Raw genomic sequence first — 25,083 nt, 5'->3', positions numbered from 1 at the left:
TTCCACGCGTACGGGTGGAAGTCCATCGGACGCGAGGGTCGCGCGGGCCCGCCTCAGAGCTCCAGCAGCAGGAACAGCACCGCCAGCGCCGGCAGCGTGCCCTGCATGAGCGCAGCGCGCACCATCGAGCGGTCGTGGGTGGCGAGCACGATCGCGGCGGCGAGCATCGACCCGGTGCCGGCCAGCGCGAGGGCGGAGCCGACCCAGTGCTCGGGCTCGAGCAGGGCGACGCCGACGAGGGTGATGATCGCGAGGAACAGGTTGTAGAAGCCCTGGTTGTAGGCCATCGGCCGCAGCACCTCGGCGTCCGCCTCGGACACGCCGAACGTCCGCCGCGTCGAGGGGTGCGTCCAGCGGAACGACTCCAGGAACCAGATGTAGACGTGGAGCAGCGCCGCCAGCACCGAGAAGCCCACCGTGAAGATCGTCATGCCTGCACCCTAGGGGCGCCTACCCCTGGGAGGGTGGCACGACGAGCGCGGCACCGACACAGTGGGGCGTACGGCTACCCCGCCGCGAGGATCGAGGAGGTCCCATGGGACGACTGATCGGCATCCTGCTGGTGGTCTGGCTCGTCATCGGTGCGTTCGCCGCCTTTCAGCGCGGCTACTTCGACGACGCGGAGACCAACTGCTCCGAGGCGAGTGACATCGCGCTCAACATCGTCGCGGGGCCGCTCAACTACGCCGGCCTCAACCCCAAGGTCAAGTGCGCCGACGTCGACGTCGACACGCCCGAGCCCAGCGAGTAGCCGCGAGCTGCCACTGGCGTCGGCCGCTCGCTAGGGTCGGAGCGTGCCCGACCTCGCCCGGACCCCGACCGCTCCCCTGCTCGCCACCGGCCTCGTGGGCGGCTTCGCGCTCGCCCAGCAGACCGGCGTACGCCCTCTCGGCGGGGTCGCGATGCTCGGCGCCAACGTGCTCGCCGCCCGTCAGTGGTACGCCGTGGGTGGCGTGCCGCTGGCCGCGGGGCTGACCGCGGCGTACTGGACCGCGATGGGGGTCTCGCACCCGCTCGCGAGGAAGGTCGGCACCTGGCCCGTCGGTGCTCGGCGTCACCGCGGCCGCGTCCGGGGCGGCCTGGCTGCTCTCCGACCGCCGCGCCCGCCGCTGACGCCGATCAGTCCTCGGGCAGGTCCGCGAAGGCCTGCTTCATCTCGCGGTACCAGCCGAGCGACTTCCTGGGGTGCCGCCAGCGGCCCTTCATCTCGTCGCGGGCGGGCTGGTGGGCGGCGTCGCCCTCCTTCTCGGCCTGCTTGAGGTGCTGGTCCTGGGCGTTGATCACGTCGTCGTGGGTCTCGCCGCGGTGCGCGAGGTCGCAGGGGCCGCCGAGCTGGCGGCAGGTCATGGTCTTCATGGGTTCTCCTCCGTGGGGTGGTGGTGGGTCGACGATCGGGGGACGGCAGGTGTGACCGGTGCGCTCACCGGGGTGACGCGCCGTCGCGACGGACGACGCTGTCGAGGACGTCGGGGTCGGCGCGGAACGTGATCGCCGCGACCCGGCCCTCCTCGACGGTGAAGTCGAAGACGACGGCGGCGCGGCCGCGGTGGAACCAGGCCGACGCCGGGCGGTCGCCGACGAAGACGGCCAGCGCCGCTTGGGCGCTGCCGTTGAAGAACGCCGCGACCTCGCCGCGGCCCTCGATCGAGGCGGGCGTACCGGCGAGGACGGCGGCGTCGTCGGCTCCGACGACGGCATCGGGGGCGAGCAGCTGCAGCAGCCGGTCGAGGTCGCCCCCGCGGGCTGCCGCCATGAAGGCGTCGACCACCTCCCAGTCGGCGAGGGCGTCCTCGGCGGCGGGCTGGGCGACCTTCGCACGGGCGCGCGAGGCGAGCTTGCGGGCGGCCGTGGGAGTCGTGTCGAGGACGGCGGCGATCGTGGCGAACTCGAAGCCGAAGCTGTCGTGCAGGACGAACGCGACCCGCTCGCGCGGCGACAGGCGGTCGATCACCGCCTGGAGGGCGACGCCCACCGTGTCGGCCAGGGCGACGTCGTCGGCGGGGTCGACCGGCGGTCGCGCCCACACCTCGCCCGCGTCGTCGAGGTCGTCGACGGGGACAGGCGTACGCGCCCGCAACCGGTCCAGGCAGAGCCGGGTGGTGACGGTCGTCAGCCAGGCCGGCAGGTTGTCGATGTCGGTGCCGTCGCGCGTGGTGGCACGGTCGAGCCGGAGCCACGCCTGCTGCACGACGTCCTCGGCCTCGGCGTGGTCGGCCAGCACCCGGCCGGCCAGTGCCAGCAGGCGCGGCCGCTCGGCCTCGAAGGCCTTCACCTGGTCCATCACGTCCACCCTTCGTCGATCGCATCATTCCAACCCGATGACGAGCGAGCGGCCCGAAGTGTGACCAGCCCTCCCGCACACTGGAGCGCATGGACGCCCCCCGGCTCCGAGCCGCCGGCCACCTTCCGACGATCACGGCCCTGATCGCAGCCCTGGTGCTGCTCGCCGGATGCACCAGCGAGCAGCCGGCGCCCGGCAGCCCGGACGAGACGCCGAGCGCGACCAGCGCGCCCGAGCCCACCGAGGAGCCGGCCGAGGAGCCCACCGACGAGCCCACCGAGGAGCCCACCGAGGAGCCGGCGGAGCAGCCCACCGAGGAGCCGACCGGGGAACCCGAGCCGGTGGATCCCATCTCGATGGCCGCCCTCGCCCGGGCCGACCTGACCGGCGGCGACCTCCGGCTGGGGGCGGTGCGCGAGCGGACGTCGGCGTACACGTCGTACGACGTCACCTTCGCCTCGACGACCGCCGGCAGGGGCACGCGGCCGCTGCGGATCAGCGGCGTGCTCAACGTGCCGACCGGGCGCGGCCCGTTCCCCGCCGTCGTCCTGGCGCACGGCTACATCGACCCGGCCTACTACGTGCGTGGGCAGGGCATGACGCGCGAGCGCGGCTTCCTGGCGCAGCGCGGCTACGTCGCCCTCCACGTCGACTACCGCAACCACGCCGAGTCGACCGACGATCCGCGGGTGGAGACGGCCGTACGCCTCGGCTATGCCGCCGACGCCGTCGCCGCGCTCCACGCACTGCGCGACTCGCGCGAGGTCCGGGTGGACGACGACCGCATCGCGCTGTTCGGCCGGTCGATGGGCGGCGGCGTGATGATGAAGGCGCTGGCCGCCGAGCCGGGACTGTTCGCCGCCGGCGTCGGGTGGGCGTCGGTGTCGAGCCTCGAGGCGGAGAACTTCGCCCAGTTCCAGCGCCCGGACGCACCCCTGGCCCAGCTGAAGGCCGGCTTCCGTGGCCGGCACGGCCTCCCCGGCGAGGACCCCGCCTTCTGGCGTGGCCTCTCGCCGCGCCCGCTCTTCGGGGAGATCACCGAGCCGGTGCTCATGGTGCACGGCCGGTTCGACGACACCTGTCCGCCGGCGTGGGCGCGGGCGACGCAGCGCGCGATGACGCGGGCAGGCGTGGACGCCACGCTCGAGTGGTACGACGACGCGCACGCCTTCGGCCCGGCGTTCGTCGCCGCGATGGACCGGACCGTGCGGTTCCTCGACGCCCGGATGCCGGCCTGATCGACGCCTCAGTCTCCAGCGCCCGCGGCCTCGAGCTGCTGCGGCGGCGCGGCGGCGTACGCGGCCGACAGCCGGCGGTAGGGCGCCGAGGCGAGCGCGACGAGGACGGCCACGAACATGATCGCGCCGGCGCCGAGGAAGACCAGCGCGATCCCGCGCGCCTCGCCGTCGCCGAGCAGCCACCCCCAGGTCTCGCGACCCACCGATGACTCCATGTAGGGGATGAGCGCGAACTCGGCGATCGGTCCGATCAGGAACGCCGAGATCGGGCTGGCCGCGAGCTCGACGCTCTGGGCGAAGCCGAAGACGCGGCCCTGGGTGCGGTAGGGGACGACCCGCTGGAGGATCGTCTGCTCGGACGCCTCGGCTGCCGGGATGATCGCCATGAAGGCGAAGATGCCGAGGACGTAGAGCCAGGGCCACTCGCGCAGGGTGAAGGTCATGCCGAGCACGGCGATGCCCAGGTTGACGAGCAGCAGGGTGCGCACCGGGTTGGCGCCGAGACCGAAGCGGGCGACCAGCCCACCGCCGACCACGAAGCCCAGCCCGGTGACGCCGAGCACGATGCCCCACAGCTCGACGCTGAAGAGCGTCAGGCCGTAGGGGTCCATCAGCGCGATGTAGACGCCACTGACGAGGTTGTTGAACGTCGAGAAGAGGATGAGCGCGACGAGCCCGGGCACCGCGGTGATGGCGGCGATCGCGCCGCGGACGTCGAAGCGCGAGCCGGTCGCGTCGGGGTCGGGGTCGAGCTCGGGGATCGCGATCGGCACCAGGTGGAGCAGCGACGCGCCCGTCAGCGCGATCGCGATCGCGAGGGTCCAGCCCATGCCGAGCAGGCCGACGCTCAGGCCGCTGAAGACGCTGGTGATCATGAACGCGATGCCCTGGACGGTGCCGACGAGGCCGTTGGCCTTGTCGCGGCCGTCCTCGGGCACGAGCAGGGTGACGGTCGTGGAGAGCGCGATGTTGCGCAGGCTCTCGACGACGCCGCCAACGAGGATGACCGCGGCGAACAGCCAGAACCACGGGCTGCCCCAGTCGGCCAGCCGGTCCTCGCCGAGCAGCAGCCACAGACCGCCGGACAGCGCGTAGGTCACCAGGGTGACCGTCGAGGACGCGACCATCACCTGCTTCTTGCGGTGCCGGTCGACGAGGGTGCCGAAGTAGGTCCCGAAGACGGCCGTGAACAGCATGAACCCGCCGCCGATGATGGCCGTGGCCATCACCGAGCGGGTCTCGAGGTAGGCCCAGAAGGTGAGCGCGAACCAGAGGAAGCTCGACGTCACGTTGGCGACGAGCGTGTTGGCCAGGACCTGCCGGAAGGCGCGCAGCGTCTCGACGCCGCGCGTCACGCCCGGCGGCAGGTGGGCCTCCACCTGCGGCGCCGCGGGGTCCGCCGGGATCGGCTCGAAGTCGTCCAGGGGCACAGGGAGAACCCTAGGCTCAACCACCGACAGTGCGCCTCCGACTTTGGTGGCGCCCACGCAGCGGCTTCGTCGTACGTCGCGTGCCACCATGGCGGCATGAGCGTGGGGCGGGGAGACCGGGAGCCCGTCGCACGCGTGCGCGCCCAGTGGCAGCGGTGGCGCAGCACGGCCGCCTGTGCCGGCGTCGGGTTGCTCGGCGCAACCGCGCTCGTCTGGCTGGCCGATCGCAGCCAGCACACCGAGCTCGGCCAGGCGCTCGACCAGGCCGGGATGGACATCGTGGTCGGCGACGAGGCAGCCACGCGGCGGCTCGTCGGCGTCCTCGGCAACGTCTCGCTCGGCTCGATCGCCGTAGCGGTGGCGCTGCTCGTCGGGGTGGCCTGGGTGCGCCGGCAGTACGCAGCCGCGGTGGCAGCGGGCGCGCTGGTGATCTCTGCCAATGCGACCACCCAGGTCGTCAAGGCGGTGTCCGAGCGCTCCGACTTCGGGTACCTCACCGTCACGAGCTTCCCCAGCGGGCACACCACGGTGGTGGTCTCACTGGTGTTCGCCGCACTGCTCGTCGTGCCCGGGCAGGCACGGACGACCGTGTCGCTCCTGGGTTCGGGCGCGGTGACGGTGACGGCCGCTGCGACCCTCGTGGCCAGCTGGCACCGGCCCGCCGACATCCTGGGCGCGATCCTCGTCTGCCTGGCCTGGGGCACCGGCGTGCTGACGATCTGGAGCCTGGTCAGGGGTGGCATGCCGGGCACCGCGCCCGGCCGTGAGCACCGCATCTTCGCCGTGACCGGAGTGGGCCTGGCCGTGTCGGGACTGCTCGCGGTCGGCGTACGCCCCGACACCGGCTGGTCGGGCTTCCTCGACGCCGGAGTGGTCCTGGCGGGCGTCGCCCTCGTCACCGCCCTGGCCGTGACGACCTTCGCCCAGCTGTCCGCGCCCATGGCGGCCGGAGCGCCCGTGCCACGCACGGGAGCCGGCCGCCACGACGCCTGACACGTCCGTCGGGGAAGCCCCGGCGCCGGTCGGTCGCGATCAGGTGGTCGCGCGCTCCTCGACCGGGACCTCCTTGATGGCACCCGTACGCCGTCCCTCACGGAACGAGCGCAGCTCCTCGCGCACCTTGGGCAGCAGGATGTAGCAGGCGAGCAGGTTGACGATCGCACAGACGAAGAGCATCGAGTCGGCGAAGGTGAGGACCGAGGTGAAGGTCATGACGCTGCCGACGACGGTGAAGAGGCAGAACACGATCTTGAAGGTCGCCTCACTGCGCTTGGACCGCCCGAACAGCTCGGTCCAGGCCTTCATCGTGTAGTAGGACCAGGTGATCAGCGTCGAGAACGCGAACAGGGCGACCGCGATGGCGAGGATCACCGGGAACTGCGGGAGGAACGTCTCGAACGCCCGCGAGGTCACCACGACGCCGTCCGGGGTCGGGCCACCGCCGGCGACGATCTCGCGCTGCTCGGAGTAGTAGGCCGAGTCGGCGATCACGATCGTCAACGCGGTCATGGTGCAGATGACGACGGTGTCGATGAACGGCTCGAGGAGCGCGACGAAGCCCTCGCTGACGGGGTGCTTGGTCTTGACCGCCGAGTGGGCGATCGGCGCGGAGCCGACGCCCGCCTCGTTGGAGAACGCCGCCCGCTGGAACCCGATGATCAGGACGCCGAGCGCGCCGCCGGCGACCCCCTCGGGGTTGAAGGCACCGGTGATGATCGTGCCGATCGCCCCCGGGATGTTGGGGATGTTGCCGAGGATCACGAGCAGGCAGGTGCCGAGGTAGAGGATCGCCATCACCGGCACGAGCCTCGAGGTCACCCGCGCGATCGAGGTGATGCCGCCGATGATCACCGCACCGACCAGCATGGCGAGCACGATGCCGAAGATCAGCGCCGAGCCCGAGGACCCGAGGAAGCCGTCCTCGCCACCGGTCACCTCCTGCGCCTGGGCGAAGGTCTGGTTGGCCTGGAACATGTTGCCGCCGACCGCGCCGAACAGGAACAGCGCGACGGCGAAGATGATGGTGAGGGCGCGGGACACGCCGCTGCCGAAGCGCTCGAACGCGACCGGGAGGTAGCGGAACGGGCCGCCCGTCACGCTGCCGTCCTCGTGGACCTCGCGGTACTTCACGCCCAGCGTGCACTCGACGAACTTGGTGCACATGCCGAAGAGGCCGGCGATGATCATCCAGAACGTCGCACCGGGGCCGCCGAGCGTGACCGCGGCGCCGACGCCCGCGATGTTGCCGAGGCCGACCGTGCCCGACACCGCCGAGGACAGCGCCTGGAAGTGCGTGACCTCACCGGGATCGCTGGCGCGGGAGAACTTGCCGCGCACCAGGTCCATCGACGTCCTCCAGGACCTGAACTGGATGCCCTTGAAGTAGATCGTGAAGACGATCGCCGCGACCACGAGCCACAGCACGATGAGCGGGAACGTGACCCCGCCGATCGTCGGCGCGTAGAAGATGACCGACGCCACCGCGTCGGCGATGGGGTCGAAGGTGGAGTTGATCGCGTCCTCGATCGTCGCCAGCCATTCCCACTCCTGCTGGGTGCCTTCTGCCGCCACTGTGTCTGCCGCCTCGGATTTCATCCGACGACCCAACCAGCGATCGGCCCCGACCTCAACCCCTAGGGGTGGGACGATCCCGGCTCGAACCGCTCCGCCACCTGTCTCAGCCTGTCGACGTACGCCGGCCAGTCGACGTCGGGCAGGTTCGGGGCGGCGACCGTGAGGCCGGCGGCGCCGTCGATGCCCTCGCGGAGGATGTCGGCGTGGCCGGCGTGCCGGGTGGTGTCGACGATGACGTGGACGATGATCCGGTGCAGGGAGACCTCGCGTCGCTCCTCGGGCCACCACGGCACCGCACCGACCGCGTCGAGCGGCAGGTCCGCGATGGTCGCGTCACCGAAGGCCGCCACCGCCCGGTAGAAGTCGGCGACGTCCGTGGCGGAGACCTCGGCGGGGACCCACCAGTCACGCTGGGGGTCGGCGTCGTAGTCCTCGTCGGTGACCACCAGGGGGTGGTCGGGCTCGGGCCACTCCCGGCCGAAGGTGGGTCCGAAGTAGCCGATCTCGACGTTGGCGACGTGCCGGACGATGCCGAGCAGGTTGGTGCCTGTCGGCGTACGCGGTAGCCGCAGGTCGCGCTCGCCGAGCCCGTCGAGCTTCCAGAGCAGCGCGTCGCGGGACGACTGGAGGTAGTGCTGGAGGGCTGCCGCGGGGTCCAGGAGGTCGGTCACGGCTCGATCATGCCCACGGATCCGGACGCTCGGCGACCTGATTCGTGCGGCGCGCCCGCGTACGGTCTCGGGCGTGAGCTCGCGCGTGCACTCGATCCACCTCTCCCCGGGCCGTCGGCTGCCCACGAAGGCCGTGCCGTCGGTCGAGGCCGAGGCCGGCGCCGGCCTGGTGGGCGACCGCTACCACGGCAGCCGGCACCGTCACGTCACCGTGCAGGCGCTCGACGACCTCGCGGCCGCGGCCGAGGTGCTCGGCCGCCCGGTCGACCCGGGCCTGACGCGGCGCAACATCACCCTGACCGGCGGACCGATCCCGACCCGGCCGGGCGAGCGGATGCGGATCGGGGGCGTCGAGCTCGAGGTCGTCCGGATCGCGGCTCCGTGCCGGCTCCTCGACGACTGGCTCGGTCCCGGCGCGATGCAGGCGCTGCGCTCGCCGCGCGGCGGCACGGTGTTCCGGCTGCTGTCGTCGGGCACGATCAGCGTCGGCGACGAGGCCGAGGTGGGGACGGTATGAGGACGCACAGCAGCCCGGCCCCCGGAGAGCGGGGACCGGGCTGCGGGCGTACGGCTCAGCGCAGGTCGAACCTGTCGTTGTCCATGACCTGGGCCCACGCGGCGACGAAGTCGGCGACGAACCTGTCGCGCGCGTCCTCGCTGGCGTAGACCTCGGCGAGGGCGCGGAGCTGGGAGTTCGAGCCGAGGACCAGGTCGACCGCCGTGGCCGTCCACCTGAGCTCACCCGAGGCGACGTCGCGGATCTCGTAGACGCCCTCCTCCGACTGCGACGCCTTCCACTGCGTGCCCGGGGACAGCAGGTGGGCGAAGAAGTCGTTGGTCAGGACGCCCGGCCGGTCGGTCAGCACGCCGTGCGAGGTGCCGCCGGCGTTGGCGCCGAGGGCCCGCAGGCCGCCCAGCAGGACGGTCATCTGGGGTGCGGAGAGACCCAGCAGGTACGCCTTGTCGACCAGCAGCTTCTCGGGCTGGAGCTTCTCGCCGGGCCGGGCCCAGTTGCGGAACCCGTCGGCGCGGGGCTCGAGCCAGCGCATCGAGTCGACGTCGGTCTGCTCCTGGGTGGCGTCCGTACGGCCGGGGGTGAACGGCACGGTCACGTCGTGACCGGCGTCCTTCGCGGCCTTCTCGATCGCCGCGGCGCCGCCGAGGACGATGAGGTCGGCCAGCGAGACCTGCGCGCCGCCGGCGGAGTTGAACTCCTGCTGCACGCGCTCGATCGCCGCGAGCGAGGTGTCGAGGTCGAGGTCGGCGTGGGCGGCCCAGCCGCGCTGCGGCTCGAGGCGGATGCGGGCGCCGTTGGCACCGCCGCGCCGGTCGGTGCGGCGGAAGGTCGCGGCGGACGCCCAGGCGAGCGACACCAGCTGGGAGACGCTGAGCCCGGAGGCCAGCAGCTTCTCCTTCAGCGAGGCGATGTCGGCGTCGCCGACCAGCTGGCCCTCGACCGGTGGGACCGGGTCCTGCCACAGCTGGGCCTCGGGGACCCACGGGCCGAGCAGGTGCGGCCCGACGGGGCCCATGTCGCGGTGGAGCAGCTTGTACCAGGCCTTGGCGAAGGCCTCCGCGAACTGGTCGGGGTTGTCCAGGAAGCGGCGCGAGATCTTCTCGTAGGCCGGGTCGAAGCGCAGCGCGAGGTCGGAGGTGAGCATCGTGGGGCGGTGCTTCTTCGACGGGTCGTGCGCGTCGGGGATGATCGCGTCGTCGGTCTTCGCGACCCACTGCTTGGCGCCGGCCGGGCTCTCGGTGAGCTCCCACTCGTAGCCGAAGAGGATCTCGAAGTAGCGGTTGCTCCACTGGGTGGGGACGTCGGTCCAGGTGACCTCGAGGCCGGACGTGATGGTGTCGCCGCCCTTGCCGGAGCCGTACGAGCTCAGCCAGCCGAGGCCCTGGTTCTCGAGCTCGGCGCCCTCGGGCTCGGGACCGACGAGGTCGGCGTCACCGGCGCCGTGGGTCTTGCCGAAGGTGTGGCCGCCGGCGATGAGCGCGACCGTCTCCTCGTCGTTCATCGCCATCCGGGCGAAGGTCTCGCGGATGTCCCGCGCCGAGGCCACCGGGTCGGGGTTGCCGTTGGGGCCCTCGGGGTTGACGTAGATCAGGCCCATCTGGACGGCGCCGAGGCCCTCGCCGAGCTCGCGCTCGCCGGAGTAGCGCTCGTCGCCGAGCCAGGTGTCCTCCGGACCCCAGAAGATCTCCTCCGGCTCCCAGACGTCCTCGCGGCCGAAGGCGAAGCCGAAGGTCTCGAAGCCCATGTCCTCGAGGGCGACGTTGCCGGCGAGCACCAGCAGGTCGGCCCAGGAGATCTTCTGGCCGTACTTCTGCTTCACCGGCCACAGCAGGCGGCGGGCCTTGTCGAGGTTGGCGTTGTCGGGCCACGAGTTGAGCGGGGCGAACCGCTGGCCGCCGTCGCCCGCGCCGCCGCGGCCGTCCTGGACGCGGTAGGTGCCGGCGGAGTGCCAGCTCATCCGGATCATCAGGCCGCCGTAGTGGCCGAAGTCGGCGGGCCACCAGTCCTGCGAGGTGCGCAGGGTCTGGGCGATGTCGGCCTTGAGCGCCTCGACGTCGAGCTTGGCGAACTCCTCGCGGTAGCTGAAGTCGGCACCGAGCGGGTTGCCCTTCGGCGAGTGCGCGTGCAGCACCGAGAGGTCGAGCTGGTTGGGCCACCAGTCCTGGTTGGTGCGCGGGCGGTGGCCCTGCGGCTCGGGCGCGTCGATGACCGGGCTCTCGCTCTCGCTGCCCTGAGCGGTGGCGGAGTCGTGCATGACCGGGCAGCCGGCCTCGGCCTTGCGGTCCACGCCCTGGGGGCTCTCGGGCGTCGTGTCTTCCAGGTCGGACATGGGGGTCCCTCTCAGTTCTCGGTCGCGGTGGAGGTTGCTGGTGCGGTGGAGCAGGCGGGGCAGAGCCCCCAGTAGGTGACCTCGGCCTCGTCGATGGCGAAGCCGTGGGTCTCGGAGGCGTCGAGGCACGGGCGGTGGCCGACGGCGCAGTCGACGTCGGCGACGACGCCGCACGAGCGGCAGACCACGTGGTGGTGGTTGTCCCCCACGCGCAGCTCGTAGCGGGCGACCGAGCCGGCGGGCTGGATCCGGCGGACCAGCCCGGAGTCCGACAGCGCACCCAGCACGTCGTAGACGGCCTGGTGCGACACGGTCGGCTCCTCGGCGCGTACGGCCGCGAGCACGCTGCCGGTGTCGGCGTGCGGGTGGCGGCGTACGGCGCGCAGGACGGCGAGACGCGGGCGCGTGACCCGCAGGTCAACGCTGCGGAGCAGGTGCTCGAACTCGGGCTCGGTCGTGTGGTCGTCCATCGCGTACCACCCTGCCGCCTTTTCTTGAACGAGTCAAGTTTTTTCGGGAGGTCCGCCGGTCGGCCGCGGTAGTCCAGTGGCGAACGGCTGCGACAACGACCTTGGAACGACCGGAAGTCGCTGGACTACCCCGCGTGCGCCGGCAGGCCGGACCACTCCCGCGAGAGGATCGCCCAGACCTCGAGGTCCTGGCGCTCCTCCCGCACGGGGAACACCTCGCGGAGCGTGCCCTCGTGGGTGAAGCCCAGACGCTGCGCCATCCGGCGGCTCGGCGCGTTGCCCGGCGCGCACTTCCACTCGACGCGGTGCACGCCGCGCTCGTCGAACGCCCAGTCGAGCATGGCCGCGATGGCCCGCGTCACGATGCCGCGGCCGCGGGCGGTGGAGGCGAGGAGGACGCCCACCTCCGCGGTCGCGGCGCGCGGGTTGAAGCTCGGGAACAGGGTGGCGCCCACCAGCTCGCGGCCGACCCAGATGCCGAAGATGCGGCGGCCGGTCTCGCCGCGGGACTTCGCGAAGCCCTCGAGGAACGACCGGGCAGCGTCGACCTGCTCGAAACCCTCCCACGGCAGCCACTCGTAGAAGTCCGGCCCGTGCGCGCGGAGCAGCCCGGCGAGCTGCTCGGCGTGCCATGGTTCGAGGTCGGCCAGGCGGACGTCGTCGTCGATCTGCAGGCTCAGCACCGCGCCACCCTAGGTCAGGCCGGACAAGGGTTCAGTCGAGCCCGGCGGCCTCGCGCAGCCACGCCCACGCCCGGGTCCGGTCGGCCTCGCTGGCGCGGGTGGTCGGGAGCAGGTGGGTCGGCCGCTCGACGCGGTCGTGCCAGAAGCGGCCGGTCGGCGGGGCGGGCTCGACCGCGGTGAGCCACACGCTGGTGTCGGCGCCCTGCGCGTCGTCGCGCAGGACCGGCCGCGTGACGCGGCGGAAGGTCGGCAGCGACTCCTGCACGCCGGGGGTGTCGGCCCAGCCCGGGTGCATGGTCGCCACGGTGATCCGGCCGGCCGCCCAGCGCTCGCCGAGCAGCGGCGCCATCTCGACCTGCCAGCGCTTGGAGCGGGCGTACGAGGTCGTCGGCGAGTAGTCGCCGGTGGTGTATCCGGGGTCGTCGGCCCGCAGGGGCTGGCCGTACATCCCGCCGCTGCTCACCAGCACCACCCGCCCGCCGGACGAGCCGGCCGCGAGCGGGCCACGCAGTGCCTCGGTCATCACGACCGGACCGACCAGGTGCACGGCCATGCTGAGCTCGTGGCCCTGGGGCGACTCGGTGCGGGTCGGCGGCATGACGCCGGCGTTGTGCACGACCGCGTGGAGGTCGGGGACCTCGCCGGCGAGGTCGGCGGTGAAGCGGCGCACGTCGTCGAGGTCGGCGACGTCGCAGCGCCACAGCCGCACCTCCGCCCCGGGTGCGTCGCCCGGATCCGCTCCGCGACCGCGGCCCCCTTGGCCTCGTCGCGCACGAGCATGTGCACGACCGCGCCGTACGCCACCAGGCCCTCGACGGTCGCGATCCCGAGCCCGGAGCTGGCGCCCGTGACGAGGGCGTGGCGTCCCTCGAGCGAGCGCGGCAGCGGGTCGGCCGGCCAGCCGGGGAGCGTACGCCGCACCGCCAGACCGATCGTGGTGTAGCCGAGGACGAGCGAGCGGTCCAGGACCGCGTCGACCGCGCGCGTGAGGAGCGGACGGGTCACGACTCAGCTCGCGTCGAGGCGGGCCAGCTCGTCGGCGGTGAGCTCGATGTCGGCAGCGGCGGCCGAGTCGGTGATCGACGAGGGGCGCTTGGCGCCGGGGATCGGGATGACGACCGGTGACTGCGCCAGCTCCCACGCCAGGGCGACCTGCTGGGCGCTCACACCGCGGTCGGCCGCGATCTCGGCGAAGGCGGGGTGCTGGTCGGCGAGCTCCTTGGCGTCGGAGAGGCCGCCCAGCGGGCTCCACGGCAGGAACGCGATGCCGAGCTCGTCGCACACGTCGATCTCGGGCTTGCTGGAGCGGAACTTGGGGCTGAACTGGTTCTGCACGCTGGCCAGCGCGTCGCCGAGGACGGCGTGCGCGTCGCGGATCTGCTGGGGGTTCGCGTTGGAGAGCCCGACGTGGGCGACCTTGCCGCTGTCGGCGATCTCCTTGAGCGTGCCGATGACCTCGTCGTAGGGGACCTTCGGATCAGGGCGGTGGTGCTGCCACAGCGAGAGCTGCTCGACGCCGAGCCGCTGCAGGCTGGCGTCCACGGCCTCCTTGAGGTGGGTGGCCGAGGAGTCGACGTCCCAGCCGCCGTCCTCGGTGCGGACGTGCCCGCCCTTGGTCGCGAGCAGCACCCGGTCGCGCACGCCCAGCTCGTCGAGGAGGGAGGCGACGAGGCGCTCGTTCTGGCCCTGCGCCCCCGCGCCCGACGCGTCGCCGGCCCCGTAGGCGTCGGCGGTGTCGAAGAGCGTCACGCCGGCGTCGAGCGCCGCGGAGACGGTGTCGAGGAGCTGCTGGCGCGGCTGGACGCCGGTCTGGTCGAAGGTCATCAGGCCCAAGCCGATGGCGCCGACCTGCTGGTTGCCGAGGGTGCGAGTCTGCATGTCGCGACACTACGACCCCCGTGTCAGGCGTTCAGCCCCCGAAGGGCCAGGACGTCCTCGGGGCCTCCGAGGTCGGGGGTGGCGACGAACACCGTCTCCACGCCCAGGCCGGCGAGGCGGGCCCACCGGTCGCGATGACCCGCCACGGTCGCGGCGTGCGTGCGGGCGGCGTACGTCGCCGCGGGGGTGCGTCCGCGCAACCGCTCGACGCGGCTCCACACGTCGTCGCGGTCGGCGCCGACCACCGGGAGGTCGAGCACGGTCACCGCGACCTCCGACCGGTCCCGGCCGAGGTCGGCGCAGTGCGCGTGGACGACGCCGATGAGCCGCTCGAGCTCGTCCTCGTCGGTGGTGCGGAGGTTGCAGGCGTCGCCGTGGGCCGCGGCGATCCGGAGGGTCCGCCGCTCGCCCGATCCACCGACGACGACCGGGATCCTCGCGGCCGGTCGCGGGTACGACGTGGTCTCCGGCAGCACGACGCCGTGCGCGTCGTACGCCTTGGTGCCCGCCGCCCAGAGCGCCTTCATGGTCACGACCGCGCGCTCGAGCTCGTCGAGGCGTTCGCGCGCCGGCGGGAATCCGATGCCGTACGCCGCGTGCTCGCGCTCGAACCACCCCGCGCCGACGCCGACGAAGGTGCGCCCGCCGGTGAGCGCGGACAGGGTGGCGGCTGCCTTGGCGGTCACGCCTGCCGGCCGGAACGTCACGGGCGTGCAGAGGGTGCCGAGCTCCAGCCCCGTCCCGGCGGCGGCGATCGCGCCGAGGGTGACCCACGGCTCCGGGATCGGCTCCCACGCCCGGCCGACCTGCGGCACCTGGATGAGGTGGTCCATCAGCGCGAGCCCGGCGAAGCCCGCCTCGTCCGCGGCCCGCGCGACGTCCGTGAGCCACGGCAGCGGGCGCTCGCCCCACGGGAACCGCGACACCTGGAGCACCGACCGCAGGCCGAGGCTCGACGTGCGGTCGGGCGCGGCGGCTGCGGGCGACGGGATCGCCGCCGGCGCAGGTCCTCCGTCGGCGACGTCCCCGGTCACGGGCACGACGAGGTCCCAGCCCTCGGCGTCCAGCACAGGGCGTACGTCCCGCACGGACCGCAGCTGCGCGGCGAGGACGGGGGCGGGGACGGGGCGGTCGCGGGCGCCGTTGCGGCGACGGCACTCCGACTCCGGGGTGTCGAGCAGGACCGCGACGGCAGGCATTCCGGCGCCGCGGGCGGCGGCCAGCCACGCCTGCCGCCGGACCGGGTCGAGCCCGAGCGTGTCGACGACCGTGGTCAGCCCGCGGCGGACCCGCGCACTGACGATCGTCTCGAGGACCGCGAACGCGTCGATCGAGGCGTCGAGGTCGTGGGTGCCGCTGCCGAGCACCCCGCGCAGCGCGTCGGAGGAGACGACCTCCTGCTCGCGGTAGCGCGCTGCGGCCCACGTCGACTTGCCGGACCCCGAGGCACCGACGAGCACCACGAGGGCCGGGTCGGGGAGCTGCACCTCCCCAGTGTGGCGGACGCTCAGGCGGTGTTGAGCCGGAAGGACTCCAGCAGCTCGAAGGCAGGCGCCACGTGGGCGACGAGGTCGTGCCCCACCGACTGCCTGGCGAACTCGTTGAAGTCACGGAGGTCGGCGACCTCGCGCGCCGACACGTTGCGGAAGCCCATCGACCAGGTCGAGAAGGACCGGTCGGCGACGAGGCGCCGGTCGAGCACGCGGACGTCGCCGTGGCGGGGGTCGGCCCTGATCGCGTCGAACACCGCGTCCACGGCGTCCGACGTGCCCTCGAGCGTCTGGATCACGTTGCCGCCGCTGTAGAGCAGCAGGCCGGTCAGGCCGAGGCGCTCGTTCTTGGGGCGGATCTGCTCGATCAGCTCCACGAGCTGGGCGACGGACATCAGGCGGGTCGCGGCACTGGTGTAGGTCAGCGTCTGGAGCTGGGGGTCGTCGGTGTGCATGGCTGCCCGGGACGCTAGCCCTCCCCGGCGGGTGGTCACATCACCCCAAAGGGGCAGTGTGCGTCGCCGGCCACCTCTGTGTGGGGGATGCCCGCCCGTGACGGCGTGCGGATACTGGACGGATGGCGGTGCTCGACGACGTCCTTCACCTGGGCTCGACCCTGGAGCGGTCGTACGTCGCCACCGTGCGCGGGCGCCTGAAGTTCCGGGTCGGGTCGATCGTCTACGTCGCGTTCTCCGAGGACGAGACCGTCATGGGGTTCGCGTTCCCGAAGGAGGAGCGCGACGCCCTCGTTGGCAGTGACGCGCGCTTCCACCTGCCCGGCGAGTCGGACCTGCGCTTCAACTGGGTGCACGCGACCCTGGCGGAGCTGGACCCGGCCGAGGCACGCGAGATCGTCGTGGACGCGTGGCGGATGGTGGTGCCGCAGCGCCTTGCCCGGGCGTACGACGTCGCGCACCCGCGCGGGCCGGGCTGAGGCGCCAGCGGCGAAAGGCCCGTCCTGTCTGGACGTGGGGGCGTTCGAGGCGCATGGTCGGGAGATGACGACCATGGACCTTCTTCCCCTGATCAGCTCGTGCAGCGTGGACGGTTGCTCCTACAACCACGACCACGACTGCCACGCCGGTGCGATCACCGTCACCGACGCGGCCGGTGCCGCCTGCGGGACGTACGTCGACGCCCATGACAAGGGCGGCATCGACGCCAGCGGCCACGTCGGCGCCTGCCACCGCTCCGACTGCGCCCACAACGACCACCTCGAGTGCACCGCATCCGGAGTCGAGGTCGGCGCCGGGGCCGACCGCGCCGACTGCCTCACCTTCTCACCGGCCTGACAAACGTCTCAGGGGGTGACCGCCCGGATCCGCACGGTCTTCTTCGCGGGCAGCGTGCGGCTGTCGCCGGCGTAGGCGACCCTGACCCGTCCCGGCCGGGCCAGCGCGGGCAGCCGGAGGACGACGCGGCCCTCGCGCAGCGTGCCGCGGACCTTCCTCGCGCCGAGCCTCGCCGTGACCTTGCCGGTGGGGGTCGACGTCCCGCCGGCGACGGTGACCACGAGCCGCGCCCGGGTCTTCCGCGCGACCACCCGGCCGGGCTTGACCTTCACCTTCACGGAGGCGCTCGCCTTGGCAGGAGCGGGCGTGGGCGTCGGCAGAGGCGTCGGGACGGGCGTGGGTTCGGTGGTGGGCACCGGGGTCGGTGTCGCGGGTGCGGCGACGACCGTGATGGGCAGGCGCACCGTGGTGCCGGTGGTGGAGCCGACGACCTCCACGGTCGTGGCGCCCGCGGGCAGGTCGACCGGGAGGGCCGCGCGCACCGCGACCGTGCCGTGCTCGCCCGGGTCCGTCTGGTCGTCGTCGACCGCGAACGACCCGACGGCCCGTCCGCCGATGGTCACCGCGACGGTGTCGTCGACCGGGTCGGAGGTCGCCGAGTAGGACCAGGAGCTGAGGTCGAGGGCGTACGTCGTGCCCGCGACCCAGGACGTCGCGCCGCCGGGGACGTGGACGCCGACCCCGCGCTGCGTACGCGGCACGTCGAGCGGACCGCTGGCCGACTCGTCGCCGAGGTGGGCGGCGAGCGCGGAGTGGGTGGTCGCGTCCGGCGTACGCCGCCCGATGCCGGCGGCGAAGCCGGGGAAGTCGTCGCTGCCGGCGGCCAGTGACGCGGCCGCGGTGACGGAGTAGTTGAGCGCCGGGTCGAGGGGGACGCCGTCGAGCCAGGTGCCGGTGATCCGCTCGCCGAGGGGGCGGCCGGGGTCGTGCGTCCAGGTGAGCCCGCTGGAGGCGCCGAGGCTGACGAAGCCGCCGTCGGGCTGCCACTGCTGCTCGAGCACGGTCTCGATCTGGGCGCCGGTGAGGCGGAGGTTGACCAGCGGCTCGGCGGCCACCGCGGACGTCGCCGCGGCGTACGTGACGCCGTCGTCGGCCGGCACGAGGTCGGCCTGGAGGGAGCTCGCGGCGACGAGCGCGATCCTGGCGTTGCCGCCGGCGGAGCCGCGGGTCGCCCAGCGCTGGGAGTCCGCGACGAGGTTGGCGAGGGTGGACTCGTCGCCGGGGTGCGCGGTGCCGTCGGCGGTGGCGGCGCGGCGGGCGGGGCCGGACAGCTCCCCGAGGACGACGCCCGGGGTGAGCTGGATGTCGCGGAAGCCGACCTGGTCGGTGCCGGCGCGGTTCTCCAGGCCGATGTGGCCGGCCGTCGAGGCGGTGCGGTCGACCGCGTTGACCGGTGTGCCGTTGAGGAGGACCCGGATGCGCTGCGGGGTGACCTGGACGGCGAAGCGGTTCCACTGCCCGACGGGCAGGACCGCCGCGGCGACGGCGGCGGCGTCGGCCGGCTGGGTGGTGGCTCCGTAGGTGATGGCGCCGGTGTCGGTGGCGCCGATGTGCACCCGGTAGCCGCCGGCCGGGGTGGCGGTGGCGGTGCTGGGCGAGGCGACGTACACGCTCGAGCCCGCCGCGGCGTCGCCCCGCCGCCAGTCGACGCCCAGCGTGTAGGGCCCGGCGTGCTGGGCGGTGGTCCAGGTGGTGCCCTGGCCGCGGAAGCCGCGCAGGGTGCAGTCGTACGCGCCCGTGGCGGGGTTGCGCACCACCTGCTGGCCGAAGCCGCCGCTGCCGGACTTGCGCCACTGGTCGAACGACGCGAACGAGCCGTCGAAGAGCCGGGTCGTCCCGGCCGGCGCCGGCGTGACCGCGCACGGGTCGGGCGCGGTGCCGCCCACCTGCACGGCGTCGAAGTTGAGCCGGCACATCTCGACGGCGCGGTCGCAGCTCACCGCGAGCGTATTGACGCCCTCGTCGAGGTCGACCGTCGCCTGCGCCCAGCCCCAGCTCTCCCAGCTGCCGGTCAGCGGGTAGGGCACGGTCTGGCGGTCGCCGTCGTTGGTGAGCAGGCCCATCCCGCGGGTGACGTTCTCCTCCGCGGACAGGGGCCCGGCGGCGTACCGGATCCAGACCGGGTACGCCCCGGCGGCCGGGGCCGTGACGGTCATCTCCGACGTCATCCCGGTCTCACGGAAGGTGTAGGAGCCCGAGCCGGAGAAGTTGCCGTGGTCGCCGGAGTTGAGCGCCGGACCGCCGGAGATCTCGCCCTGCTCGACCTCGAGCCAGGCGATCACCTCGTCACCGACGGCTGCTGCAGCCGGGGCAGGGACGGCGGCTGCGCCCGCGCTGGTGAGCGCCAGCGCGAGGACTGCCGTGGACAGGCGACGGAGGCGATGGGCGGGCTTCGGCCCGGCTGGCTCCTCGGGGTGCGCGCTGTGACGCGTGCCACAACCGTGCCGACCGTACGGCCGCATTGTTCATATTGTCGAACTGTGTTCCACATTACGGACTGTCGCTGACTTCGAGAGCGTGATGCGACATCACTTCACGGATGTGAACTCCGGAGCCCCCGCGCTGGGTAGTCCAGCGACCTTCGGTCGTTCCAGGGCGGATTTCACAGCCGTCCTCCACTGGACTACCCCGCGACGGCGGAGCTCTCCCCGTCGGATCGGCGCTCAGGCGGTCGGCCGGAGGGTTCGCGCGACCACGGGCACCACCAGCGCCGCGGCGACCAGGTGGAGCAGCGCGAGGGTCAGGGCCGTGGCGGTGTCGGTCGCGGCCAGGAACGGCGGGACCAGGGAGGCCGCGGTCAAGGCGATGGTCGTGCGCCACCACCACTGCACCGGCCGGTCGCTCCACCGCCGCAGCGCTGCCGCGAGGACGACGCCGACCAGGGAGAACGCGGCGGTGACGAACGCGATCCCGGACACCGGCACGACCTCGCCCCCGGTGACCTCGAGGTCGACCCCGGCGGCTCGCGCGACGGCCGCGAGGCCTGCGTTGAGTGCCGCGGCCGCGATGGCGGCGGCGAGCCCGGTGGCGACGAGTCGTCGGGCGCTCACTGTGCGGCCCCGTCGTCGACGAGCCGCTCGGGCAGCCCGAGCGACCCGAACCGGTCGGCGTCGAAGATGGTGACCTCGGTGACCTGGCCGCCGGAGATGCGGAGCACGTCGAGCGTCAGGGCGACGTACGCGTCCTCCTGCTCGCGCCACAGGTAGTAGGCGATCGCCGGCTGGCGGTTGACCGCCGTGGTGACGGCGCGCAGGCCCCTCATCTCGGGGTAGCCGTTGGCCGTCCAGTCCGCGACGACGGCGTCCCGGCCGACCACGAGGCCCTCCCAGGGCGGCATCGAGTAGCGGACGTCGTCGCGCATCAGGGCGGCGATGGCGTCGAGGTCGGCCGCCACGCTGGCCTCGGTGAAGCGGCGCACCAGCTCGCGGCTGTCCTCGTCCCCGTCGGCGCCCGTCCACTCGTGCCGCTCGGCGGGCAGGTGCTCGCGCATCCCGGCGCGGGCGCGCTGGAGGGCGCTGTTGACCGAGTTGACCGAGTCGCCGAGCAGGTCGGCGACGTCCTTCGCCGGCCAGCCGAGCACGTCGCGCAGGACCAGCACGGCTCGCGGGCGCGGAGCCAGGTGCTGCACCGCCACGACGTACGCCAGCTCGATCGTCTCCCGCGCCACAGCGAGCGCCTCGGGCTCGTCGGCGCCGGCCGCGGGCAGCTCGTCGAGGAGGCTGTCGGGGTACGGCTGCAGCCACCGCACCTCCCCGCCGGTGGCCGGCTCGGGGCGACGGCCGGCCAGCAGGTCGAGGCACGTGTTGGTCGCGATCCGGTAGAGCCACGCCCGGAAGGTCGCGCGCCCCTCGTACGTCCCGCGCGCCCGCCACGCCTTGAGGAAGGTCTCCTGCACCGCGTCCTCGGCGTCCTGGAACGACCCGAGCATCCGGTAGCAGTGCACGTGCAGCTCGCGTCGGTGCGGCTCGGCTGCCGCGGAGAAGCTCGCCTCGTCCATGTCGTCCAGGCTGCTCACACCGACCTCCTCCACCCCCATGTCGACCGTCATGGCCCATCCTTCCGTCCGTCGTGTGCTGTCACACGTACGACGGCGGCGGGCGCCGGAACTCATCACTCAGCGGGCAGGTCCCTGCGTCCCCACCCGCGCGCAGGGTGCGTCCGTGGCTCGCACCGTCGGAGAATGTGTCATGGCGAACGATTCGTGGACCGAGGTCGAGCGCACCTTCGACGTCGACGCCGCGACCGTCCTTCCGACGATGGTCGATGTCGACGGTGTGGCACGGGTGGGCCAGGCGGTCGAGCTCGAGCTCGAGGCGGTGTACTTCGACACGGTCGACCTCGACCTGACCCGCCGCGGTGTCACCGTACGACGCCGGACCGGTGGCGCCGACGCGGGATGGCACCTGAAGCTGCCCCGCGTCGGCGACACGAGGATCGAGGTGCGGCGGCCCTTGGGTCGGGCCACCCGGACGGTCCCACCACCTCTGCTCGAGCCGGTCCGAGCGATGGTGCGAGACCGCCGCCTGGTCCCGGTCGCACGGATCGCCACGCGTCGCCGCGAGCGCGCACTGCTCGACGCCGACGGCGCCGTGCTGGCCCATGTCTGCGACGACCACGTACGCACCGAACAGCTCCACCTCGGCGACCGGGTGGACGAGTGGCGCGAGTGGGAGGTCGAGCTGGTCGCGGGCGACCACACCCTCCTCGACCGGGTCGAGGAGCTGTTCCGCGATGCCGGGGCCGAGCCGGCTCAGGCGACGTCGAAGCTGGCTCGGACACTCGCCGACCACCTCCCCCCTGCGCCGTCGCGGACACGGAAGAAGGAGCTCCGCCGGTCGACCGCCGGAGCCGCCGTCACGCACCGGCTGGACCGGCAGGTCGACCGGCTGCTCGCGCAGGACCGGCGGGTCAGGTCCGGCGAGGAAGGGTCCGTGCACAAGATGCGCATCGCCGCGCGGCGGCTGCGATCGGCCCTCAAGACGTACGGTCCGCTCTTCGACGACGCCACTGCCACCGACTCGCTGGGCCAGGAGCTGCGGTGGCTCGGCCAGGCGCTCGCCCCGGCGCGGGACGCCCAGGTCCTCCGAGAACGTCTGATCGAGCTGGTCGCGGCCGAGCCGGATCACCTGGTGCTCGGTCCGGTGGCCGCTGTCATCGACGACGATCTGAGGGCGGCTGAGCGGGATGCGCGTGAAGCGACGCTGGTCGCACTCGAGGGCCAGCGCTACTTCAGGCTCCTGGACGCCCTCGACGAGCTCGTGCAGGCTCCGTCCTTCACGGCCGAGGCGGAGAAGGCGGCCCGGAAGGTGTTCCCCCGGCTGCTGCACCGCGACGCCAAGCGACTCCGCCGTTCGGTGAAGGAGGTCCGACGCGCGGAGTCCGGTGAGAAGCACGACGTCGCCCTGCACGATGCCCGCAAGAAGGCGAAGCGCCTGCGCTACGCCGCCGAGTCCATGACCCCGGTCCTCGGGAAGCGAGCCGACGAGCTGGCAGCGTCGGTGAAGGTGATCCAGCGAGTCCTCGGTCAGTTCCAGGACACGGTGATGTCACGCCGGGTCCTGCGTGACTACGGTGCGCGTGCCCACGTGGAGGGACACAACGGCTTCACCTACGGCCGCCTGCACATGCTCGAGGAGGCGAGAGCCGAGGCGGCCGTACGCGAGTTCGACGACGCCTGGACGCGGTTGTCCCTCAAGGGGCTGCGACGCCGGTGATGGCCCGCAGCATCAGCTCGGCCTCGCGCTCGCACTCCAGCCAGAAGTCGGCGTCGAAGAGGCGCTCCGACTCGTGCACGGTCACATCGCTGGTCTCCACAGTGCTCACCGTCCGTTTCGCCCCCGCGTCCTTGACGATGAGACGGGGGTGGCCCCGGGCCGTGACGCGGAGTCACGAACCTTTTCGGCGCACCTGCGTCACGTCCCGGGTCGAGTCCCCCCGCGCGGCGCCAGGTCGGCCATGTCGGCTTCTACTCCCGGCCACGGGCCTCGCCGACCAGGGAGTCCAGCGGCACGCTGGCGTCTCGGAGGGCAGTCGCGTCCACTGTGGGTGCCGCGACGATGTGACGGATGGCCTCGATCGCGTCCCAGTCGTTGACGTGCATGGCAGCGAGCACGGTGGTGCCGCGGAGCCAGAAGGTGGTGAAGACGCGTTGGTGGAGGTCTCCGCGGACGACCACGTCGTCGTAGCCGTCGGGGCCGACGTGGCCGACGTACTCCATGCCGAGGTCGTACTGGTCGCTGAAGAAGTAGGGCTGGCGGGCGTAGGGCTGGTCGTGGCCGAGCATGCTGCGGGCGGCGTGGCGACCGTGATGGATGGAGGTGTCCCAGTGTTCGACGCGGATCCGGCCGAGGAGGGGGTGGTCGTGGTTCGCCACGTCGCCGGCGGCGTAGACGTGGGGGTCGCTGGCGCGGAGGTCGGCGTCGACCAGGATGCCGTGGTCGGTGCCGAGGCCGGCCTTGGCTGCCAGCTGGTCGTCGGGTTCGGCACCGATGCTGACCAGGATCAGGTCGGGGACGAGTTCATGACCGTCGGAGAGCCGCACGCTGGTGCGGCCGGCGGTGTGGTCGATGGCTGCGAGCGAGGAGTCGAGGCGCAGGTCGACGCCGTGCTCGCGGTGGAGGTCGGCGAAGATCGGTGCCACGAGGGGGCCGAGGACAGTGGCCAGCGGTTGCGGGGCGTTCTCGACGACAGTGACAGTGGCTCCCGCCTGCCGGGCTGCGGAAGCGACCTCGAGGCCGATCCAGCCGGCGCCGATGATCAGGACGTGGCCTGCGAGGCGGGCGTTGAGAGCGAGGGCGTCATCGAGGGTGCGGAGGTAGACGACGTCGGCGCCTGATCGGTCTGCGATCGGCAGGTGACGCGGTTGGGCTCCGGTGCTGAGGAGGAGTCGGTCGTAGGGCAGCTGCCGGTCCGCGAGAGTGACCCGGCGGGTGTCCAGGTCGATGTCGGTGACAGGCGTGCTGGTGAGCAGGTCGACCTGGTGCTCGGCGTACCAGGCACTGTCATGGACGAACGTGGAGTCGGGGTCGGCGGCGCCCAACAGCAGGCTCTTGGACAGCGGCGGCCGTTCGTAGGGCGGGTGCGGTTCGGCGCCGATGAGGGTGATGTCGCCGGTGTGCCCCTGGACTCGGAGCTCTTCGGCGGCGTTCACGCCGGCCAGCCCGGCTCCGACGATGACGATGTTCATGGCGTGCTCCGGGTGAGGGCGAGGAACTCAGCGCGGCTGCGTGCGTCGTCGCGCAACCGGCCGAACAGTGCGGAGGTGGTGGTGCGGGTGCCGGGGGTGCGGGCACCGCGCAAGGTCATGCAGGTGTGCTCGGCCTCGATCACGACGCCGACGCCGCAGGGTTCCAGCGCGTCCTGGAGATGGTCGGCGATGCGTTTGGTCAGGCGTTCCTGGGTCTGTGGGCGGCGGGCGTGGTGCTCGACCATGCGAGCGAGCTTGGACAGTCCGAGGATCCGGTCGCCGGGGAGGTAGCCGACGTGGGCGACCCCGACGAAGGGGAGCATGTGGTGCTCGCACAGCGACTGCAGCGGGATGTCCTGGACCAGGACCAGCTCGTCGTAGTCCTCGTCGTTGGGGAAGGTGGTGAGGTCGAAGCTGGGTGCGCTGGTCATCTCGATCAGCGCTTGCGCCATCCGGCGCGGCGTGGCGGTCAGGCTCTCGTTCTCGAGGTCCAGCCCGAGTGCGGTGAGGAGCCAGGCGGCGGCCTCCTCGGCCGCCGCCGGGTCCACCTGCGGCCGCGTGTGCGTGACGCGCGGCCGCCACCGTCGGGGCGCTGCACTGTCCCGAGCCAGTGCGGTGGTGCCGTTCACGCCGCTGCCTTGTGGCGGTCGAAGGCCAGGGCCGCGAGGGCGAGTGCGGCGATGAGGAGGCCGAAGTCGCGCAGGGCGACGTCGTAGTACTCGCCCATGGTGACCAGGTTGAGGATGATGCCGGCCAGCCAGCCGGCCACCAGGACTGCGCCGTAGCGGGGGGCGAGGGCGACAGCGATGCCGGCCACGACTTCGACCACGCCGACGGCCAGCATCGCGTCGTGAGCGCTGCCGGGGACCAGGTCGTTGATCCAGGGTGCGAGGTACTGCTCCCAGTCGGTGAGCAGCTCGGCGAACTTGTCCAGGCCGAACGCGATCGGGGCGATGGTGAACACGGTGCGCAGCAGGAGGAAGGCGCGGTCGGCACCGAGGCTGGCTCGGGTGCTCTGCGTGTTGGGGGCGGTGGTGACCATTG

Annotated in this window: 27 protein-coding genes; 7 read left to right on the top strand and 20 right to left on the bottom strand. The window is 72.7% G+C overall.

Annotated elements, in window-relative coordinates:
- Nucleotides 1–53: 53 nt before the first annotated feature.
- Nucleotides 54–431, bottom strand: coding sequence for a DUF1304 domain-containing protein (locus tag EXE59_RS04405; protein ID WP_135837808.1), 378 nt, complete (start codon nucleotides 429–431; stop codon nucleotides 54–56).
- 104 nt (nucleotides 432–535) lie between these two features.
- Between EXE59_RS04405 and EXE59_RS04400 the strand changes: the two genes are divergently transcribed.
- Complete coding sequence (locus EXE59_RS04400; protein ID WP_135837807.1) at nucleotides 536–751, top strand: hypothetical protein; 216 nt, start codon at nucleotides 536–538, stop codon at nucleotides 749–751.
- A 368-nt stretch (nucleotides 752–1,119) separates the two neighbouring features.
- Here the strand turns inward: EXE59_RS04400 and EXE59_RS04390 are convergent, their stop codons facing one another.
- Together EXE59_RS04390 and EXE59_RS04385 are read right to left on the bottom strand one after the other, a co-directional pair.
- Entirely contained in the window at nucleotides 1,120–1,356 is a 237-nt protein-coding gene (locus tag EXE59_RS04390) for a DUF1059 domain-containing protein (protein WP_135837806.1), read from the bottom strand.
- 64 nt (nucleotides 1,357–1,420) lie between these two features.
- Entirely contained in the window at nucleotides 1,421–2,281 is an 861-nt protein-coding gene (locus EXE59_RS04385) for a sigma-70 family RNA polymerase sigma factor (RefSeq protein ID WP_135837805.1), read from the bottom strand.
- 89 nt (nucleotides 2,282–2,370) lie between these two features.
- Here EXE59_RS04385 and EXE59_RS04380 point away from each other — a divergent pair, with 89 nt between their 5' ends.
- On the top strand, nucleotides 2,371–3,519 hold the full coding sequence (locus EXE59_RS04380) for an alpha/beta hydrolase family protein (RefSeq protein ID WP_135837804.1): 1,149 nt from the start codon (nucleotides 2,371–2,373) through the stop codon (nucleotides 3,517–3,519).
- Between the two features lie 8 nt (nucleotides 3,520–3,527).
- On the opposite strand, the gene EXE59_RS04375 is transcribed toward EXE59_RS04380, so the two are convergent.
- The gene (locus tag EXE59_RS04375) at nucleotides 3,528–4,949 is read right to left on the bottom strand and encodes an MFS transporter (protein ID WP_246056495.1); all 1,422 of its coding nucleotides are present in this window, start codon (nucleotides 4,947–4,949) and stop codon (nucleotides 3,528–3,530) included.
- Between the two features lie 96 nt (nucleotides 4,950–5,045).
- Here EXE59_RS04375 and EXE59_RS04370 point away from each other — a divergent pair, with 96 nt between their 5' ends.
- Complete coding sequence (locus tag EXE59_RS04370; RefSeq protein ID WP_135837803.1) at nucleotides 5,046–5,942, top strand: phosphatase PAP2 family protein; 897 nt, start codon at nucleotides 5,046–5,048, stop codon at nucleotides 5,940–5,942.
- A 39-nt stretch (nucleotides 5,943–5,981) separates the two neighbouring features.
- Here the strand turns inward: EXE59_RS04370 and EXE59_RS04365 are convergent, their stop codons facing one another.
- Entirely contained in the window at nucleotides 5,982–7,544 is a 1,563-nt protein-coding gene (locus EXE59_RS04365) for an alanine/glycine:cation symporter family protein (protein WP_135837802.1), read from the bottom strand.
- A gap of 38 nt (nucleotides 7,545–7,582) precedes the next feature.
- Nucleotides 7,583–8,194: a DinB family protein gene (locus tag EXE59_RS04360; RefSeq protein WP_135837801.1), complete on the bottom strand. Its 612-nt coding sequence runs from the start codon at nucleotides 8,192–8,194 to the stop codon at nucleotides 7,583–7,585.
- 73 nt (nucleotides 8,195–8,267) lie between these two features.
- On the opposite strand from EXE59_RS04360, the gene EXE59_RS04355 reads away from it, so the two are divergent.
- Entirely contained in the window at nucleotides 8,268–8,711 is a 444-nt protein-coding gene (locus EXE59_RS04355; protein WP_135837800.1) for an MOSC domain-containing protein, read from the top strand.
- Nucleotides 8,712–8,766: 55 nt separating this feature from the next.
- On the opposite strand, the gene katG is transcribed toward EXE59_RS04355, so the two are convergent.
- The 7 genes from katG to EXE59_RS04320 form a co-directional block, all read right to left on the bottom strand.
- Nucleotides 8,767–11,040, bottom strand: a complete 2,274-nt coding sequence (gene katG / locus EXE59_RS04350; protein ID WP_135837799.1) for a catalase/peroxidase HPI — start codon at nucleotides 11,038–11,040, stop codon at nucleotides 8,767–8,769.
- A gap of 11 nt (nucleotides 11,041–11,051) precedes the next feature.
- Nucleotides 11,052–11,510, bottom strand: a complete 459-nt coding sequence (locus EXE59_RS04345) for a Fur family transcriptional regulator (protein ID WP_135837798.1) — start codon at nucleotides 11,508–11,510, stop codon at nucleotides 11,052–11,054.
- Nucleotides 11,511–11,635: 125 nt separating this feature from the next.
- Nucleotides 11,636–12,193, bottom strand: coding sequence for a GNAT family N-acetyltransferase (locus EXE59_RS04340; protein WP_135837797.1), 558 nt, complete (start codon nucleotides 12,191–12,193; stop codon nucleotides 11,636–11,638).
- Nucleotides 12,194–12,224: 31 nt separating this feature from the next.
- Complete coding sequence (locus tag EXE59_RS04335) at nucleotides 12,225–12,902, bottom strand: SDR family NAD(P)-dependent oxidoreductase (RefSeq protein ID WP_210428883.1); 678 nt, start codon at nucleotides 12,900–12,902, stop codon at nucleotides 12,225–12,227.
- Between the two features lie 299 nt (nucleotides 12,903–13,201).
- The gene (locus tag EXE59_RS04330) at nucleotides 13,202–14,071 is read right to left on the bottom strand and encodes an aldo/keto reductase (protein WP_135837796.1); all 870 of its coding nucleotides are present in this window, start codon (nucleotides 14,069–14,071) and stop codon (nucleotides 13,202–13,204) included.
- A 23-nt stretch (nucleotides 14,072–14,094) separates the two neighbouring features.
- The gene (locus EXE59_RS04325; protein ID WP_135837795.1) at nucleotides 14,095–15,558 is read right to left on the bottom strand and encodes an LLM class flavin-dependent oxidoreductase; all 1,464 of its coding nucleotides are present in this window, start codon (nucleotides 15,556–15,558) and stop codon (nucleotides 14,095–14,097) included.
- A gap of 20 nt (nucleotides 15,559–15,578) precedes the next feature.
- Nucleotides 15,579–16,016 (bottom strand): BLUF domain-containing protein, encoded by a 438-nt coding sequence (locus EXE59_RS04320; protein ID WP_135837794.1) that lies wholly within the window; start codon nucleotides 16,014–16,016, stop codon nucleotides 15,579–15,581.
- Nucleotides 16,017–16,138: 122 nt separating this feature from the next.
- Here EXE59_RS04320 and EXE59_RS04315 point away from each other — a divergent pair, with 122 nt between their 5' ends.
- A complete protein-coding gene (locus EXE59_RS04315; protein ID WP_135837793.1) occupies nucleotides 16,139–16,495 on the top strand; it encodes an MmcQ/YjbR family DNA-binding protein in 357 nt (118 codons plus the stop codon).
- A 64-nt stretch (nucleotides 16,496–16,559) separates the two neighbouring features.
- Entirely contained in the window at nucleotides 16,560–16,853 is a 294-nt protein-coding gene (locus EXE59_RS04310; RefSeq protein ID WP_135837792.1) for a DUF1540 domain-containing protein, read from the top strand.
- An 8-nt stretch (nucleotides 16,854–16,861) separates the two neighbouring features.
- Here EXE59_RS04310 and EXE59_RS04305 read toward each other — a convergent pair whose 3' ends face one another.
- The 3 genes from EXE59_RS04305 to EXE59_RS04295 all read right to left on the bottom strand — a co-directional run bounded on the left by EXE59_RS04305 (nucleotide 16,862) and on the right by EXE59_RS04295 (nucleotide 20,901).
- Nucleotides 16,862–19,315 (bottom strand): 5'-nucleotidase C-terminal domain-containing protein, encoded by a 2,454-nt coding sequence (locus tag EXE59_RS04305; RefSeq protein WP_135837791.1) that lies wholly within the window; start codon nucleotides 19,313–19,315, stop codon nucleotides 16,862–16,864.
- Between the two features lie 201 nt (nucleotides 19,316–19,516).
- Nucleotides 19,517–19,903, bottom strand: coding sequence for a DUF6069 family protein (locus tag EXE59_RS04300; protein ID WP_135837790.1), 387 nt, complete (start codon nucleotides 19,901–19,903; stop codon nucleotides 19,517–19,519).
- Nucleotides 19,900–20,901, bottom strand: coding sequence for an RNA polymerase subunit sigma-70 (locus EXE59_RS04295; protein WP_135837789.1), 1,002 nt, complete (start codon nucleotides 20,899–20,901; stop codon nucleotides 19,900–19,902). The genes EXE59_RS04300 and EXE59_RS04295 overlap by 4 nt, the downstream gene beginning before the upstream one ends.
- Nucleotides 20,902–21,040: 139 nt before the next feature.
- Between EXE59_RS04295 and EXE59_RS04290 the strand changes: the two genes are divergently transcribed.
- Nucleotides 21,041–22,567 carry a CYTH and CHAD domain-containing protein gene (locus EXE59_RS04290; RefSeq protein ID WP_135837788.1) on the top strand — a complete coding sequence of 509 codons (1,527 nt, stop codon included), beginning with the start codon at nucleotides 21,041–21,043 and terminating at the stop codon, nucleotides 22,565–22,567.
- Here the strand turns inward: EXE59_RS04290 and EXE59_RS24760 are convergent.
- The 4 genes from EXE59_RS24760 to EXE59_RS04275 form a co-directional block, all read right to left on the bottom strand.
- Nucleotides 22,545–22,676, bottom strand: coding sequence for a hypothetical protein (locus EXE59_RS24760; RefSeq protein ID WP_281280287.1), 132 nt, complete (start codon nucleotides 22,674–22,676; stop codon nucleotides 22,545–22,547). The two genes, EXE59_RS04290 and EXE59_RS24760, sit on opposite strands and share 23 nt — an antisense overlap.
- Before the next feature lie 142 nt (nucleotides 22,677–22,818).
- Complete coding sequence (locus EXE59_RS04285; RefSeq protein WP_135837787.1) at nucleotides 22,819–24,039, bottom strand: NAD(P)/FAD-dependent oxidoreductase; 1,221 nt, start codon at nucleotides 24,037–24,039, stop codon at nucleotides 22,819–22,821.
- On the bottom strand, nucleotides 24,036–24,668 hold the full coding sequence (gene folE / locus EXE59_RS04280; protein ID WP_246056492.1) for a GTP cyclohydrolase I FolE: 633 nt from the start codon (nucleotides 24,666–24,668) through the stop codon (nucleotides 24,036–24,038). Before folE ends, EXE59_RS04285 begins: the two co-directional genes overlap by 4 nt.
- Entirely contained in the window at nucleotides 24,665–25,081 is a 417-nt protein-coding gene (locus tag EXE59_RS04275) for a hypothetical protein (protein ID WP_135837786.1), read from the bottom strand. The genes folE and EXE59_RS04275 overlap by 4 nt, the downstream gene beginning before the upstream one ends.
- Between the last annotated feature and the right edge of the window lie 2 nt (nucleotides 25,082–25,083).

The organism is Nocardioides eburneiflavus (genome assembly GCF_004785795.1).
GTDB classification, from domain to species: Bacteria; Actinomycetota; Actinomycetes; order Propionibacteriales; family Nocardioidaceae; genus Nocardioides; species Nocardioides eburneiflavus.
This window is presented reverse-complemented; position numbering and strand designations above follow the sequence as displayed.